The organism is Mesorhizobium sp. B2-4-13 (genome assembly GCF_006658535.1).
GTDB classification, from domain to species: Bacteria; Pseudomonadota; Alphaproteobacteria; order Rhizobiales; family Rhizobiaceae; genus Mesorhizobium; species Mesorhizobium australicum.
On the sequence record NZ_VFVB01000004.1, the window covers coordinates 265816 to 281860 of the forward strand.

Consider the following 16045-nt stretch of genomic DNA (forward strand, 5'->3'; position numbering starts at 1 on the left):
CTGCTTGTGATGAGCCCAGCCGTCCCTCGCGGTTGACTTGGCCAAGACCTTCCGATTTACACCGAACCAGCAAAATTCCCGACAGCGCGGACCGTTTTCCCATGCTTGAAAAGACCTACGACGCAAAAACCGTCGAGCCGAAGATCGCCAAGGTGTGGGAGGAAGCCGACGCGTTTCGCGCCGGCGCTGGGGCGGAGGAGGGGGCCGAGGCCTTCACCATCGTCATTCCGCCGCCCAACGTCACCGGCTCGCTGCATATGGGCCATGCGCTCAACAACACGCTGCAGGACATTCTGGTCCGCTTCGAGCGCATGCGTGGCAAGAACGTCTTGTGGCAGCCCGGCATGGACCATGCCGGCATCGCCACGCAGATGGTGGTCGAGCGGCAATTGATGGAGAAGCAGATCCACCGCCGCGATCTCACCCGCGAGGAATTCATCGAGAAAGTGTGGGAGTGGAAGGCCGAATCGGGCGGCGCGATCTTCAACCAGCTGAAACGTCTCGGCGCTTCCGCCGACTGGTCGCGCGAACGCTTCACCATGGATGAAGGCCTGTCCAAGGCCGTGCTCGAAGTCTTCGTCACGCTGTACAAGGAAGGGCTGATCTACAAGGACAAGCGCCTTGTGAACTGGGACCCGAAACTGCTGACCGCGATCTCCGACCTCGAGGTCGAGCAGCAGGAGGTCAACGGCAATCTTTGGCACTTCCGCTATCCGGTCGAAGGCGTTGCGTTCGATCCCGAGAATCCAAAAACCTTCGTCATCGTGGCGACGACTCGTCCCGAGACAATGCTGGGCGACACGGCTGTCGCGGTGAATCCAGAGGACGACCGGTTCCAGCATCTCGTCGGCAGGAATGTCGTCCTGCCGATCGTCGGGCGCAAGATTCCTGTCGTGGCCGACGAGTATTCCGATCCGGAAAAGGGGTCCGGAGCGGTCAAGATCACGCCGGCGCATGATTTCAACGACTTCGAGGTCGGCAAGCGCCACAAGCTGCCGGCGATCAACATCCTGACCGTCGAAGCGGCCATCAAGCTCAGGGATAATGAGGACTTCCTCGCCGGCGTCGAGGTGACGCCGGAGCGCCAGGCCGTCTGGGACGAGCTCGACGGCCTCGACCGTTTCATTGCGCGCAAGAAGATCGTCGAGCTGATGGAGGCCGGCGGCTTTCTCGACAAGGTCGAGCCGCACCGCCATGCGGTGCCGCATGGCGACCGTGGCGGCGTGCCGATCGAACCGTTCCTGACCGAGCAGTGGTACGCCAACGCGGCGGAACTCGCCAAGCCGGCGATCGCCTCGGTGCGCGAGGGGCGCACCAAAATAATCCCCAGCAGCTGGGACAAGACCTACTTCCAGTGGATGGAGAATATCGAACCCTGGTGTATTTCGCGCCAGCTCTGGTGGGGTCACCAGATTCCGGCCTGGTACGGGCCAGATGGACGTGTCTTCGTCGAGAAGACCGAGGAAGAGGCGCTGAGCGCCGCCATCGAATATTATCTGGCGCTGGAAGGGCCATGGAAGGCCTGGGTCGAGGACAAGCTCGAGAACTTCAAGCCGGGCGAGATCCTGACCCGCGACGAGGATGTGCTCGACACCTGGTTCTCGTCGGCGCTGTGGCCTTTCTCGACGCTGGGCTGGCCGGAGCAGACGCCGGAGCTGAAGACTTATTACCAGACCGACGTGCTGGTGACCGGCTTCGATCTTATCTTCTTCTGGGTCGCCCGCATGATGATGATGGGCCTCCACTTCATGGGCGAGGAGCCGTTCCACACCGTTTATATGCATGCGCTGGTGCGCGACAAGAACGGCGCCAAGATGTCGAAGTCGAAAGGCAACGTCATCGATCCGCTCGACCTGATCGACGAATATGGCGCCGATGCGCTGCGCTTCACGCTGACGGTGATGGCGGCACAGGGGCGCGACGTGAAGCTCGATCCGGCGCGTATCGCCGGCTACCGCAATTTCGGTACCAAGCTGTGGAACGCGACGCGCTTCGCCGAGATGAATGAGGTCGCCCGCAACGACGATTTCTGGCTGAACGACGCCAAGCTGGCGGTCAACCGCTGGATCCTGACCGAACTGACACGCGCCGCGCGCGAGGTCACCGACGGCATCACCTCGTATCGCTTCAACGAGGCGGCTGGAGCCGCCTACCGCTTCGTCTGGAACCTGTTCTGCGACTGGTATCTGGAACTGTTGAAGCCGGTGTTCATGGGCTCGGACGAGGCCGCCAAGGCCGAAAGCCGCGCCTGCGTCGCCTTCGTGCTCGACGAGATCTACAAGCTCCTGCATCCGATGATGCCGTTCATGACCGAGGAGCTCTGGGCTCAGACGGCGGGCGAGGGCAGGGATCGGGACTCGCTGCTGTGTCATGCCGCATGGCCGTCGCCGGATTTCGAGGACCATGAAGCGGCTGGCGACATCAACTGGCTGGTCGATCTCGTCTCCGGCATCCGCTCGGTGCGCTCGGAGATGAACGTGCCGCCGGCAGCCATTGCGCCGCTGGTGGTGGTCGGCGCCAACGATGTGACGCGCGAGCGGCTGGTTCGCGAGGAGTCGGCGATCAAGCGGCTGGCGCGTGTCGGCGACATCTCGCTTGCCGATGCGGCACCCAAGGGGTCGGCACAGATCGTGCTCAACGAGGCGACGATCTGCCTGCCGCTGGGCAGCCTGATCGACCTCGCCGCGGAGGCCGCGCGGCTGCAGAAGGAACTGGCCAAGGTCACCGAGGAAATCGCGCGCCTGCACAAGAAACTGTCGAACGAGAAGTTCGTCGCCAGTGCGCCGGCCGAGATCGTCGAAGGCGAGCGGGAAAAGCTCGCCGAATATCGCGACGCGCAGGACAAGCTTTTGGTGGCGCTGACCAGGGTTCGCGACGCAGGTTGAGGGATAGATTCGAGGACTTTAGCCCCGTCTAAAATGGCAGTACTTCTGCCTCGAAAGCAGGCATTCCGTTGCGTTAATGTTGACGTAAACGGAAGTTTTAGCCCCATTGTTGCCATAATGTAACAATGGGGCCGAAACTCCCTAAAAATGGCTGTTTTTTGAGCCTTTTGAGGCGGCTTTTCTTCATTTCGTGGTCGGATAGGCACGCCTAGAGCCGTTTTCCCGCCCCGCGGTGGCCCTCAGCATTTTGTCGGAAATGCGTTTGGCAAGCATGTACATGTACGCCCCAAGAATTCGTTATTGCACCGTTAACCCGAATTGGTTCTAGCTTGATGCACTGGTTATTCGGGGAGGACATCCATGAACAATTCGCGTCTGAAAGCACTGCTGGGAGCAGGATGCTTTTCGCTGGCTTTGGTGGGCTCGGTTATCCATCCGGCGCATGCAGGCGGCCTGGAGCGCGGCGGCTACGACATCGACCTGTTGTTCGATCCGGCGCCGTTCGCGACTGAAGCCGAAGCGACCTATGTGATGCCGGATCGCAAGTACAAGAATGCGACGGGTCCGGGTGGCTTCAATTTTCTCGGTTCGACGGCGGATGGCGCCGAGGGCTATTGGGTACCCCGTATCGGGGCGAAGGTGCAGGTCGTGCAGGGAGTCGACTGCATGGTCGACTATTCACAGCCGTGGGGTGCCCACACAGCGCCTGGTACGTCTTGGAATGGCGCGTTTTCCAACGTCGAAACGGATATCAAGAGCAATAACTACGCTGGTACCTGCTCCTACAAGTTCGATGTCGGCAAGGGCCAACTCCGTTTTATCGGCGGCGTGTTCTACCAGGATATTTCAGGCTTCAAGGAGAGCCTGGTTGGTTTCAATCCAATTGGGCCGTCACCGATTGGCCGCGTCGACCTGGAGGCCAATGGATGGGGCTGGCGAGCCGGCGTTGCATACGAAATCCCCGATATCGCTCTTCGCGCGAGCTTGGTCTACAATTCCCAGGTCAAACTTGACAACATCACCGGCACACTCACGACGCCACTTGGGTCTGAGCCGATTTATGGCTCGACGCAATACATGCCAGACTCGTTGGAGTTGAAACTTCAGTCTGGCATCGCACCCGGCTGGCTTGCCTTCGGCTCGATCAAGTGGGTCAATTGGAGTGTGCTGCAAAGCGTTCCGATCTGCCCGACTCGTTTTGTTCCATCCGCGTCTTGCTTTACCGGTTCCCCGGGTGCAGTCACCTCACTCGACCTGATGTATCGCGACGGTTGGACCGTCACCGGCGGTGTCGGTCACAAATTTAACGATCAGTGGAGCGCTGCCGGTCAGCTTTCCTGGGATCGTGGCACCTCGCATGGTTACGGCGCGCAGACCGATACTTGGACGCTGGGCGGCGGCGTTGCTTATACGCCTCGGCCTAATATCGAAGTACGTCTGGCGGGTGCGGTTGGCGTCCTGACCAGCGGCCATTCCGGCACGTTGGCTGGAGAAAACGGCTACGTTGCTGGCGAAGACGCCAGCTACGACTTCGGCAACGATCTGGTCACGGCGCTATCGGGTGGAATCAAGATCAAGTTCTAAATCTCTGAAAACTATAATAAAAGGCCGGGCATTGCCCGGCCTTTTCGTTTGAGCCGGGTTTATCGGCGGCGCCGTCATCCAAGCTGCGTTGTATATAAGCCGCACTGTGGCCGCCTCGTGCGATTGTGACGTTTTGGCAACACTTTCTGAACAACCCCCGCGCTAGAAGTCAGGTCGAGGAAATTGCCCATTTCCCGCCATAAACCCGGCGCACCTCGAACCTTGTCTCGGGACACGCGCCAAAAGGCTCGGCGATGGGACAGGCCGCACCGCCCGCGGCAAGGAAGAGAATGGACGCCAAGGTCATCTCAAAGGCTAAGCTCCCTAGCCGCCATGTGACTGTCGGTCCGGCGCGTGCGCCGCACCGGTCCTATCTCTATGCCATGGGCCTCTCGGCGGCCGAGATCGCGCAGCCGCTGGTCGGCGTCGCCTCCTGCTGGAACGAAGCGGCACCCTGCAACATCTCGCTGATGCGCCAGGCGCAGGTGGTCAAGAAAGGGGTGGCCGCCGCCAATGGTACGCCGCGCGAATTCTGCACCATCACCGTCACCGACGGCATCGCCATGGGCCACCAGGGCATGAAGTCGTCGCTGGTGTCGCGCGAGGTCATCGCCGATTCGGTCGAGCTCACCATGCGCGGCCATTGCTACGATGCGCTGGTCGGTCTCGCCGGCTGCGACAAGTCGCTGCCCGGCATGATGATGGCCATGGTGCGGCTCAACGTGCCGTCGATATTCATCTATGGCGGTTCGATCCTGCCCGGCAGCTATCGCGGCCGTCAGATCACCGTGCAGGATGTGTTTGAAGCGGTCGGCCAGCATTCGGTCGGCACGATCGGCGATGCCGAGTTGCTTGAAATAGAACAGGTGGCCTGTCCATCGGCCGGTTCCTGCGGCGCCCAGTTCACCGCCAACACCATGGCCACGGTCGCCGAGGCGATCGGCCTCGCGCTGCCTTATTCCTGCGGCGCGCCGGCGCCCTACGAAATGCGCGACCGCTTCAATTTCGCCTCCGGCGAAAAAATCATGGAGCTCATCGCCAAAAACATCCGCCCGCGCGACATCGTCACGCTGAAGGCGCTGGAAAACGCGGCGACCGTGGTCTCGGCCACCGGTGGCTCGACCAATGCGGCACTGCACCTGCCGGCGATCGCGCATGAGGCCGGACTGAAATTCGACCTGTTCGACGTGGCGCGCATCTTCGAGAAGACGCCTTACATCGCCGATCTCAAGCCGGGCGGCAAATATGTCGCCAAGGACATGTTCGAGGCCGGCGGCATTCCGCTGCTGATGAAGACGCTGCTCGACCATGGCTATCTGCATGGCGATTGCCTGACGGTCACTGGCCGCACTTTGGCCGAAAATATGGAGCACGTTGCCTGGAATGAACACCAGAATGTGGTCCGCCCGGCCGACAGACCTATTACCCAAACCGGCGGTGTCGTGGGCTTGAAGGGAAACCTTGCCCCCGAAGGCGCGATCGTGAAGGTCGCGGGCATGGCGGAGTTGAAATTCTCCGGCCCGGCGCGCTGCTTCGATTCGGAAGAGGAATGTTTCGAAGCGGTGACGCATCGCAACTACCGGGAAGGCGAGGTTCTGGTCATCCGCTATGAGGGACCGCGCGGCGGCCCTGGCATGCGCGAGATGCTGTCGACGACGGCGGCACTCTACGGCCAGGGCATGGGCGGCAAGGTGGCACTGATCACGGACGGTCGCTTCTCGGGCGCGACACGCGGCTTCTGCATCGGCCATGTCGGGCCGGAAGCTGCGGTTGGTGGTCCGATCGGTCTCGTCAGGGATGGCGACGTGATCACGATCGACGCGGTGAAGGGCACGATCGAGGTGGCGCTGTCCGATAGCGAGCTGGCGGCTCGGGCGAAGACATGGAAGGCGCGTACGACCGACTATCAGTCGGGCGCGATATGGAAATACGCACAGACGGTAGGGTCCGCCCGGGATGGCGCGGTCACCCATCCGGGCGGTGCGAAAGAAACACACTGCTATGCGGATATCTGAGTTGTTGAAGTCAACACCAGAGTTGCTGAGGTCATCTGTCCTTCCGGCACTGGTCGCGGTTGCGATCTTTGGCGCCGTGGGCCAGGCCGTGGCTTTCGACGACAAGGTGTTCGACGACAAGACCGGAGTGAAGCCGCAGTCGAGCCCCTGGGCGGTGTTCCAGTTCGGCTTCTCCGCCTACAAGAACGGCCACAAGGAACAGGCGGCCGAGGCCTATAAATACGCCGCCGAGAACGGCCAGATCGGCGCCACCTGGAAGCTTGCCCGCATGTATGCCGAAGGCGACGGCGTGGCCCGCGACGATTATGAGGCGTTCAAGTTCTTCTCGGAGATCGTAGACCAGGACGTCGAGCCCGGCTCTCCGGAAGAAAGTTACGTCTCCGACGCGCTGGTGGCGCTGGGCGACTATCTGCGCAAGGGCATTCCCGGCAGCCCGGTCAGCGAGAACGAGGTGGCGGCGCAGGAATATTACATGCGCGCCGCCGCCAATTACCGCAATCCGAACGCCCAGTTCGAGATGGGGCAGATGTTCCTGAAGGGCGAAGGCGGCGTGAAAGCCAGCGTCAAGCAGGCCGGGCGCTGGTTCCAACTCGCCGCCGAGAAGGGCCATGCCGGCGCGCAGGCGACGCTTGGCCATCTGTTGTTCCAGAGCGGCAAGGTCGTGCGCGGTCTGGCGATGATGACAGCGGCCCTCGAGCGTGCTTCCCCGGCCGATCAGCCCTGGATTCGCGGCATGCAGGAAGAGGCCTTCGCCGCTGCCGGCGAAGCCGACCGTCGAACCGCGATCTCACTGGCCGACGATATCCTGACCAAGGGCAGCAACGTCGATCAGTAAGGTTCTTTCGAGGAACCAGAAAATCAGTTTTCGGTTGGCTCCGTCGGCACCATGCTTGGCGCGGGTGTGGAGATCGGCGTGACGTGCAGGTGCGGCGCCATCGTGTTTGCGGGGCAGCTATCGCCGACCTTTGTCCACGACGTGTTGTTGAGCACCATGTCGCAGCGAGCCAAATGACTCTGATCGGCGACCGTCAGGCAGGCGACCTGGCCGACCGGATAGGATTTTCCATTGGCAAGACATTCCTGCGCGGCGAAGGCCGGCACGATCGCGGCCGTGGCGAGTGCCAAGCCGATCGGACAAAGAGCAAATCGAATGGTCATGGGAACCCCGGCCGCCATGATGATCTCCCATCATGCGTCGGAATGTGGCGATATGAGGGTTTCTCTGGTTATCCGGCCGGCTGCAGCGCGAGGTTGATCGCTACCGGGACGTGATCGGACGGTTTTTCCCAGGCGCGCACATGTTTTTCGATCGAAGCCGATGAGAACCGGTTTGCGGCTTCCGGCGACAACAGCAGATGGTCGATGCGGATGCCGTTGTTCTTCTGCCAGGCGCCGGCCTGATAATCCCAGAATGTGTAGGTATCAGGCGCATCGGTGACCGCGCGCACCGCTTCGGTGAAGCCGAGGTTCAGCAGCCGGCGGAAAGCCTGCCGCGTCCGCGGCTGGAACAGCGCGTCGCCCAGCCAGTTCTCCGGAAACCGCGCGTCGATGGGCTCGGGGATGACATTGTAGTCGCCGGCCAGCACCAACGCCTCTTCCAGCCTCAGGCGCTCCTGCGCCCACCGCTCCAGCCGCGCCATCCACGACAGCTTGTAGGGGAACTTCTTCTCGTCATCGATCGGGTTGCCGTTGGGCAGATAGAGCGAGGCGACACGAAGCGCGCCCTTGTCGGTGGAAAAAACACCCTCGATGAAACGGGCCTGCTCGTCGATGTCGTCGCCCGGCAGGCCCCTGATGACCTCGTCGAAAGGAAGCTTCGACAGCAGGGCAACACCGTTGAAGCCCTTCTGGCCATGGGTTTCGACATTATAGCCAAGCGCCTCGATCTCGGCGCGCGGGAACTGCTCGTCGACCGTCTTGATCTCCTGCAGGCAGACGATGTCGGGCGCGCTCTCGGTCAGCCAATGGGTCAGGTTGCCGATGCGGGCGCGCACGCCGTTGATGTTCCAGGTGACGATTTTCATGACGGTCTCATTGTTCCTGCGGCGGACGGCGTTCGACCAAACCGATCGTATTGCCTGCCGGGTCCTTTATAAAGGCCATCCATTCGCTTTCCCCCGCCGGGCCGAACTGGCCCTCGGTGTCGCGATGGACGAGCGCCGGCGGCGCGGTGAAGGGGATGCCGGCTGCCTTGGCCTCGGCGTGGAAGGCTTCGAGGCCTGACATGTCGAGATAGAGGGTGCCGGCCGGGATGCCGTCGGTAAACAACAGCCTGACATTGCCTGCCATGATGAAGGCGATGCCGGGCGGATCGTAGCGGGCATGAATGCTCATGCCGAGGACGTCGCGCCAAAAGGCCAGCGTCGCGTCGAGGTCGCGACCGGCTGAGAGCGCAACCTGACGAACCGCGCCAGTTGCGGGCATCTCGGTCCTAGATGGAGAAGCTGGTGCCGCAGCCGCAGGAGGCGACCGCATTCGGGTTCCTGATCTGGAACGACTGTCCCATCAGATCGTCGACGAAATCGATCACCGAGCCACCCATATAGACCAGCGACATGTCGTCGATCAGCACCGTGGCGCCATCCTTCTCGATGGCGACGTCGTCGTCATTGCGTGTGTCGACCAGATCGAATTTGTAGGAAAAGCCGGAGCAGCCGCCACCTTCGACGGACACACGCAGCGCCGTCTTGCCGGCTTCGGCCGAAACAATCCTGGCAATCCGCTTGGCCGCGGCCTCGGTCATATCGACTTTCATGGCAGTCTTGGCATCCGCGCCCATGGGCGTCACCTTGCTTTCGGTTTCACATGATAGGTATGAAGCGCGACGGGGCAAGTCAACTGCGGCAGCATCAGCCATGACAAATGAGCTTGGCGACATCGGTTTTGGCTATCGGCCACGCGCGGCCTACGCCACGGATCCCGCACGTTCGCGCGGCCGGCTGTTCGACGAGGTGGAAAGTCCGACCCGCACACCGTTCCAGCGTGACCGCGACCGGATCATCCATTCGACGGCGTTTCGGCGGCTCAAGCACAAGACGCAGGTCTTCATCGCGCACGAAGGCGACCACTACCGCACAAGACTGACCCATTCGATCGAGGTGGCGCAGATCGCACGTGCCCTGGCGCGGGCGCTACGCGGCGACGAGGATCTCGCCGAAGCGGTGGCGCTGGTGCATGATTTCGGCCACACGCCTTTTGGCCACACAGGCGAGGACGCGCTGAACGAAAAGATGGCGGCGTGGGGCGGCTTCGACCACAACGCACAATCGCTGCGCATCGTGACCAGGCTGGAGGCGCGCTACGCTGAATTTGACGGGCTCAATCTGAGCTGGGAAACGCTGGAAGGCCTGGTCAAGCACAATGGTCCGCTCACCGACAGTAGCGGCCAAGGCCTGAAAGGGCCGGTACCGCAGGCGATCCGCGACTACTCGCAACTACAGGATCTCGAGCTAGACCGGTTCGCCGGCATCGAAGCGCAGTGCGCGGCGATTGCCGACGACATTGCCTACAACACGCATGATATCGATGATGGGCTGAGGTCAGGGCTGCTGACGCTTGACATGCTGAAGGCCGTTTCGCTGCCTGGAACGATCCTGAAAGCTGTGCGCGAGCGCTATCCCAGGCTTGATGACGTGCGCACCGGCCACGAATTGATGCGGCGCCAGATCACGGCCATGGTCGAGGATGTGATCAAGTCGACCACCGCCAATCTGGAGCGGATCAGGCCGCTGAGCGCTGACGCGGTCAGGGCGGCGGGCGAAACGATGGTAACATTTTCGATCGAGATGGCGGAAGCCGAGAAGGAACTGAAGGCCTTCCTCTACAAGCACCTCTACCGGCACGAGGAGGTCATGCGGGTGCGTGCGGACGCCGAGCAGATCGTCCGGGACCTGTTCGACGTCTATTTTGCCGACCCGCGCGCCATGCCGGACGGCTGGCGCGAAGGGCTGGACCGCGCCGAGGATCGCATCAAAGCGCGCAGCGTCGCCGATTTCCTGGCCGGCATGACCGACACCTACGCGCTCAAGGAACACAGGCGTTTGTTTGACCGCACCCCGGATTTGAGCTAGGGCGGGCTCGATTTGCCGGCCAAAGGGCCGGATTCGTCATAAAGCCACCGAGCATACACCATGAACATCTTCGCCGATTTCACCGCGCGAGTCACAAAGGCTGTCGAAGCGCTAGACCTGAAGGACCAGGACGGCGTTTCGCCTGATCTGTCGCGCATCGCCGTCGAGCCGCCGCGCGACGCCAGCCATGGCGATCTCGCGACCAATGCGGCGATGGTGCTGGCCAAGCCAACCGGACAGAACCCGCGCGCGCTGGCCGAGAGATTGGCGGACGCCCTGCGGGCCGACCAGGATGTCGCCGCCGCCGAGGTCGCCGGTCCCGGCTTCGTCAATCTCAGGCTCCGGGACGGTTTCTGGCAGGCGCATCTGTCGGCGCTTTTGGGCGAGGGTCCCAACTACGGCCGCTCGACGATCGGCGCCGGCCGCAAAACCAATGTCGAATATGTCTCGGCCAATCCGACCGGGCCGATGCATGTCGGCCATTGCCGGGGCGCCGTCGTCGGGGATGCGCTCGCCAACCTGATGGCGTTCGCCGGTTACGACGTGACCAAGGAATATGTCATCAACGACGCCGGGTCGCAGATCGACGTGCTCGGGCGCTCGGCGATGTTGCGCTATCGCGAGGCGCTTGGCGACGATATTGGCGAGATTCCGGCAGGACTTTATCCCGGCGACTATCTGGTCTCCGTCGGCGAGGCTCTGGTCAGGGAGTTTGGCCGTTCCTTGCTGCAGATGCCTGATGACGAGGCATTGGCCATCGTCAAGGATCGCACCATAGATGCGATGATGGTGATGATCCGCGAGGACCTTGCACTGCTCAACGTGCATCACGACGTGTTCTTCTCCGAACGCACGCTGCATGCCGACAATGCCAGGAAGATCCGCTCGGCGATCAACGACCTGACGCTGAAGGGCCATATCTACAAGGGCAAGCTGCCGCCGCCCAAGGGCGAGAAGCCGGACGACTGGGAAGACCGCGAACAGACGCTGTTCCGTTCGACCGCCGTCGGCGACGACATGGATCGGGCGCTGGTCAAGTCCGACGGCTCGTTCACCTATTTCGCGGCCGACGTGGCTTATCTCAAGGACAAGGTCGACCGCGGCTTCGTCGACCTGATCTATGTTCTCGGGGCCGACCATGGCGGCTACGTCAAGCGCCTGGAAGCCCTGGCGCGGGCCATTGCCGGCGACGACGTCAAGCTCACCGTTCTCCTGTGCAATCTCGTCAAGCTGTTTCGCGATGGCGAGCCGGTGCGGATGTCGAAGCGGTCCGGTGACTTCGTGACGCTGCGCGAGGTGGTGGAAGAAGTCGGACGCGATCCGATCCGCTTCATGATGCTTTATCGCAAGAACGATGCGCCGCTCGATTTCGACTTCGCCAAGGTGACCGAACAGTCCAAGGACAATCCGGTGTTTTACGTGCAGTACGCCTCGGCGCGCTGCCATTCGGTGTTCCGGCAGGCGAGCGAACAATTGGGCGAGGCGAATTTCGACCGCAACAGCCTGGCGGCAGCGTCAACGTCGTTGACCGACGAAGGGGAAATCGGCTTGATCAGGAAGCTTGCGGAATATCCGCGCCTGATCGAGTCCGCCGCTCTTGCGCTCGAGCCGCATCGGCTGGCATTTTATCTTTATGATCTGGCTTCCAGTTTCCATGGACACTGGAACCGGGGTACGGATAATCCGGACTTACGTTTTGTTAAGGTTAACGACCGACAATTGACGCATGCCAGACTAGGGCTGGTGCAGGCTGTTTCGGATGTTCTGACGTCCGGCCTGACGTTGATCGGGGCCGCCGCGCCCACCGAAATGCGTTAGGTTTGACTAAAAAACCTGTCACCTTTTGCCCACATTGCGCTGGTAAGGGCCAACCCTGCGCGACGTCCATGGCGTCCGAATGAGTGCGAGTTCGGGAACAATAATGGCAGACAGAACCCAGCTGAGAGTAGCCGACAACAACGACATCGCCGCCGATGATCCGTTCGCGGAACTGACCAGGATCATGGGATTCGACCCCCGCCAGCCGGTCAAGCCGCAGGCGCCGGCCGAGCCGAAAGCCATGGTCGCCGATCAGGCTGCGGGAGAGGGCGATTTCGACATTGATCTCGAGAAGGAACTGATGGGCGAATTCGACGCTGCCGACAGCGTCGCCGCTCCGCTTGTCGAGGCTCATGAGCCGGCATTCGAGCCGGTGGCAATCGATGTGTCGGATGACGATCTCGCGCTGTCGCTTGATGACGATTTTCACCTGGACATGGCTGAGCTCGATGACCGGACGGTGGCCGCCAGCCATGCCGGCGCCGCGGAAGCCGTGCCGTCCGTCGAGCCTGCCGTCGACATCGATTTCGACAATACCGTGGCCAGCTCGCTCGAAGACGTTTCGGCCCTTGACGACGATCTGCCAATGGAAGACGAGCTTGCCGCTTCCCTCGACCGGGATTTCCATATCGAGGACGACGCCGCCGAGCCCCGGTATGCCGTTGAATCGCCGGTTGCAGAAGTGGCGGCAGCGGCCGAGCCGGCTTCCGATCAAGAATTCGACGATGCCGTTGCGATCTCGCTTGAGGACGAGTTGATGCTCGACGACCATTCGGCGGATCAGCGCCAAGTGGCTGCTGCCGAATATCCAGAGCCGGCGCCGGCCGCCGCGGATGAGACCCAGTCGATCTCCGGCGAGGATTTCGTTGGTCAGTTCGACGATGCCATGGCCGATGTCGACGTGGATTTTGACGTTCAGGCCGATGAGCCAGAGGCTTTTGAGGAGCCGCGAGCGCGTGAGTTGCTTGCCGATGTCATCGGCATGAAGGACGAGGTTCCAGGCGCTGAAGCCATTTCGGATGATGCTTTCGACCTGGATTTGGACGAGGCGTTTGCCGAGCCCGCCGAAGAGCCCGTCGCCGAAATCGCAGCGGCTCCCGCGCAGCCGATGGCGCCCGCGGCAGCCATCGCGTCGCCAGTGCAGGCGCCCATCACGGACGAACGAAGCCTCGAAGACGAGTTGAACGCGCTTCTTGGCGCCATGACTGCGCGCACCCTGCCGTCGGCCAGGGAGCCGGCCATGGCTCAGCTGGTCGTGCCCCAGCCGGCCGCCGCGCCTGTTCAGCCGCCACTCGTCTCGACTGCAAAGGCCGCGGAGGAACCTGTCGATCTTGTTGGTGATCTCGACTGGGATCTCGATGAAGCAGCGTCCGAGGATGTGCATCAGTCCGGTTCCGCCCATGCCGCTGACGTTGACCTCGACGACCTGCTGCTCGATGAGCTTCGGGACCATGATTTCGGCTCGGAGACCGCTGAACAGGGCGAGGTCGATTTCGACAATGACACCATCGACGCCACCCGGGCCAAGGGCGTCGACCCGCGTGACGAAACAGCTTCCCCGCAGGATCAAGCTGATTCGCTCGATTGGCTGGCGGAACGCTCCGCGCCGTCGGAGCCGGCCCGTTCGTGGAGCCGCGTGACACCGGTTCCCCAGCAGCCGGCATTTGCCGCGCAGCCTGCCGCCTCGATGGCGGCCTGGACGGCAGCACCGGAAACGGCCGCGGTGCCGTCCTACCATCCGGCCGAGCCGGTTGCAGCCGCTCCCTACGTGGCTCCGTCGGCACCGCAGGCGCAGCAGTCTTCGCGTTATGAAGAGATGCCCGATGTCGAGACGGTCGATGTGCCGGAGCGCGTCGTGGCGCTGGCCGACGATCTCGACATTCCAGAGTTGCATTTCGAGGATGATGAGCCGGTAGCATCCGGTTATGACGATCTCGACGCCGAATTCGCCAGCCTTCTGACTGAAATGAATTCGGTGGAGGTCGCGCCTGCTTCTGCCACTAGCGCCGCCTATGCGGACGAATCCTACAATGCCGGGTTCAATCCGGGATACGGCGCGGCCAATCCGGCATATGGCAACGCCAATCCGGGATATGGCAACGCCAATCCGGGATATGACGCGGTCAATCCGGGATATGGCAACGCCAATCCGGGATATGACGCGGTCAATCCGGGATATGACGCGGTCAATCCGGGATATGAAGAATCCAGGCCGGCCTATCAGCCGGAAGCGCGGACCTATGCGGCACGGCCGGCGGAAATGCCTGCCCGCGCGGCGACGGCCTCGACCTATGCCGATGCTGCTGAAGGCTTCGATGATCTGCCCGGCAGCCAGCCGATCTCGCAGGCGGACGATTTCACCGTCGATGAACTCGACTACGATCCCGAACTGGACGAAGCGATGTCGGTTCCGGGTCTCGGCGAGCGGGAAGCCGCCCGGTCGTCCGGCCGGCGCGGCCTCTTCATCGCGGCGATTGTCGGTGCCGTGGCGGTCGCGGGCGGCCTTGGCGCCTTTGCGCTGTCTTTCGGCGGCAAGGGCGGCAGTGAGGCTCCGGTGATCGTCAAGGCCGATAATTCACCGATCAAGATCAAGCCGGAAAATCCGGGTGGCACCGTGGTGCCGAACCAGGACAACAAGGTCTATGACGCGGTGGTCAAGGGCGCGAAGCCGGCCGAGCCGGTCCAGCAGAAGCTCGTCACCAACGCCGAGGAGCCGGTGGACGTGCAGGCGAAGGACCCGGCCCGCGCCGTCGATCTTTCTCCCGACCAGAACGCCGCCGCCGGTACGGATGGCGCAGGCGACGTCTCGACCGCTGGTGCGGCCCCCGCCAACATAGCGGCGCCCACGCCGAAGTCGGAGGATCGCATCGCGCAGGTCCTGCAGGAAGCCGACAAGGGCACCAGCAACGATGTCGTTGCCGTTGCGCCGCGCAAGGTCAGGACCATGGTGGTCAAGTCCGACGGCTCGCTGGTGGCGCGTGAGGATCCGGCACCGGCGACACCCCAGGTCGCCGCGGCGGAGCCGACCGATCCGGCACCACAGCATGTGGCGCCTGCCGCGCTGGCCAATGCCGACCAGACTGGCGCCGCCCAGACTGGCGCCGCCCAGACCGGTACCGCCCAGACTGGCACCGACCAGACTGGCACCGTGGCGCCCGCCGCCGCGCAGGCCGACGATGAGCCGGCTCTGAAGCCCGCGGCCAAGCCTGCCAAGGCTGAAGCCAAGGCGCAGTCGGCCAACACGCCGGCCAAGGTTGCGATCGCGCCGCAGCGTCCGTCCGACCAGCCGGTCGACGTGGTCGGCGAGGTCAAGCCAGATCAGGTCGCTTCCATCGATCCCGCCTCGACCGCGACCGGCAGCGGTTCGTGGTCGATGCAGATCGCTTCTCAGCCGACGGTAGAGAGTGCCCAGTCGACCTACCAGGACCTGCAGCGCCGCTACGGCAGCGTGCTCTCCGGCCGCACGGCCAACATCGTCAAGGCCGAGATCGCCGGCAAGGGCACGTTCTACCGCGTGCGCGTTCCAGCTCAGTCGCGCAACGATGCGATCAATTTGTGCACCAGCTACAAGACCGCGGGCGGCAACTGCTTCGTATCGCGCTAGAGCCGGATGATTTCAGGTCGAGTCGACCCGAAATCTGAATCCGTCTCTAAATCAAAGAAATAGAGCATG

11 protein-coding genes are annotated in these 16045 nt (G+C 62.5%); 7 read left to right on the forward strand and 4 right to left on the reverse strand.

Annotated features, from left to right (window positions below):
* Window positions 1–101 precede the first annotated feature (101 nt).
* The 4 genes from FJ936_RS13225 to FJ936_RS13240 all read left to right on the forward strand — a co-directional run bounded on the left by FJ936_RS13225 (window position 102) and on the right by FJ936_RS13240 (window position 7319).
* Window positions 102–2885 carry a valine--tRNA ligase gene (locus FJ936_RS13225; protein ID WP_140791076.1) on the forward strand — a complete coding sequence of 928 codons (2784 nt, stop codon included), beginning with the start codon at window positions 102–104 and terminating at the stop codon, window positions 2883–2885.
* A 360-nt stretch (window positions 2886–3245) separates the two neighbouring features.
* A complete protein-coding gene (locus tag FJ936_RS13230; protein WP_140791074.1) occupies window positions 3246–4469 on the forward strand; it encodes an OmpP1/FadL family transporter in 1224 nt (407 codons plus the stop codon).
* Window positions 4470–4759: 290 nt separating this feature from the next.
* Entirely contained in the window at window positions 4760–6484 is a 1725-nt protein-coding gene (gene ilvD / locus FJ936_RS13235) for a dihydroxy-acid dehydratase (RefSeq protein ID WP_140791072.1), read from the forward strand.
* Window positions 6471–7319 carry a tetratricopeptide repeat protein gene (locus tag FJ936_RS13240; RefSeq protein ID WP_041163432.1) on the forward strand — a complete coding sequence of 283 codons (849 nt, stop codon included), beginning with the start codon at window positions 6471–6473 and terminating at the stop codon, window positions 7317–7319. The genes ilvD and FJ936_RS13240 overlap by 14 nt, the downstream gene beginning before the upstream one ends.
* A gap of 23 nt (window positions 7320–7342) precedes the next feature.
* Here FJ936_RS13240 and FJ936_RS13245 read toward each other — a convergent pair whose 3' ends face one another.
* Genes FJ936_RS13245 through erpA form a run of 4 tightly spaced genes read right to left on the reverse strand, consistent with a single transcriptional unit; the run spans window position 7343 to window position 9263 of the window.
* On the reverse strand, window positions 7343–7660 hold the full coding sequence (locus FJ936_RS13245) for a hypothetical protein (protein ID WP_015317523.1): 318 nt from the start codon (window positions 7658–7660) through the stop codon (window positions 7343–7345).
* Between the two features lie 50 nt (window positions 7661–7710).
* On the reverse strand, window positions 7711–8508 hold the full coding sequence (xth, locus tag FJ936_RS13250; protein ID WP_015317524.1) for an exodeoxyribonuclease III: 798 nt from the start codon (window positions 8506–8508) through the stop codon (window positions 7711–7713).
* 7 nt (window positions 8509–8515) lie between these two features.
* Window positions 8516–8908 (reverse strand): VOC family protein, encoded by a 393-nt coding sequence (locus FJ936_RS13255; RefSeq protein WP_140791070.1) that lies wholly within the window; start codon window positions 8906–8908, stop codon window positions 8516–8518.
* A gap of 7 nt (window positions 8909–8915) precedes the next feature.
* Window positions 8916–9263 (reverse strand): iron-sulfur cluster insertion protein ErpA, encoded by a 348-nt coding sequence (gene erpA, locus FJ936_RS13260; RefSeq protein ID WP_140661113.1) that lies wholly within the window; start codon window positions 9261–9263, stop codon window positions 8916–8918.
* A 76-nt stretch (window positions 9264–9339) separates the two neighbouring features.
* Between erpA and FJ936_RS13265 the strand changes: the two genes are divergently transcribed.
* From FJ936_RS13265 to FJ936_RS13275, 3 genes are all read left to right on the forward strand, one after another.
* Window positions 9340–10554, forward strand: a complete 1215-nt coding sequence (locus tag FJ936_RS13265) for a deoxyguanosinetriphosphate triphosphohydrolase (protein WP_140716620.1) — start codon at window positions 9340–9342, stop codon at window positions 10552–10554.
* Window positions 10555–10614: 60 nt separating this feature from the next.
* The gene (gene argS, locus FJ936_RS13270) at window positions 10615–12372 is read left to right on the forward strand and encodes an arginine--tRNA ligase (RefSeq protein WP_140791068.1); all 1758 of its coding nucleotides are present in this window, start codon (window positions 10615–10617) and stop codon (window positions 12370–12372) included.
* A gap of 103 nt (window positions 12373–12475) precedes the next feature.
* Window positions 12476–15976, forward strand: coding sequence for an SPOR domain-containing protein (locus FJ936_RS13275; protein WP_140791066.1), 3501 nt, complete (start codon window positions 12476–12478; stop codon window positions 15974–15976).
* Window positions 15977–16045 lie beyond the last annotated feature (69 nt).

Coding starts and splice junctions, on each gene's coding strand:
- FJ936_RS13255 (WP_140791070.1), bottom strand. CDS start 8,908: ATGCCCGCAACTGGCGCGGTTCGTCAGGTTGCGCTCTCAGCCGGTCGC.
- FJ936_RS13275 (WP_140791066.1), top strand. CDS start 12,476: ATGGCAGACAGAACCCAGCTGAGAGTAGCCGACAACAACGACATCGCC.
- xth (WP_015317524.1), bottom strand. CDS start 8,508: ATGAAAATCGTCACCTGGAACATCAACGGCGTGCGCGCCCGCATCGGC.
- FJ936_RS13245 (WP_015317523.1), bottom strand. CDS start 7,660: ATGGCGGCCGGGGTTCCCATGACCATTCGATTTGCTCTTTGTCCGATC.
- erpA (WP_140661113.1), bottom strand. CDS start 9,263: ATGGGCGCGGATGCCAAGACTGCCATGAAAGTCGATATGACCGAGGCC.
- FJ936_RS13265 (WP_140716620.1), top strand. CDS start 9,340: ATGACAAATGAGCTTGGCGACATCGGTTTTGGCTATCGGCCACGCGCG.
- argS (WP_140791068.1), top strand. CDS start 10,615: ATGAACATCTTCGCCGATTTCACCGCGCGAGTCACAAAGGCTGTCGAA.
- ilvD (WP_140791072.1), top strand. CDS start 4,760: ATGGACGCCAAGGTCATCTCAAAGGCTAAGCTCCCTAGCCGCCATGTG.
- FJ936_RS13230 (WP_140791074.1), top strand. CDS start 3,246: ATGAACAATTCGCGTCTGAAAGCACTGCTGGGAGCAGGATGCTTTTCG.
- FJ936_RS13240 (WP_041163432.1), top strand. CDS start 6,471: ATGCGGATATCTGAGTTGTTGAAGTCAACACCAGAGTTGCTGAGGTCA.
- FJ936_RS13225 (WP_140791076.1), top strand. CDS start 102: ATGCTTGAAAAGACCTACGACGCAAAAACCGTCGAGCCGAAGATCGCC.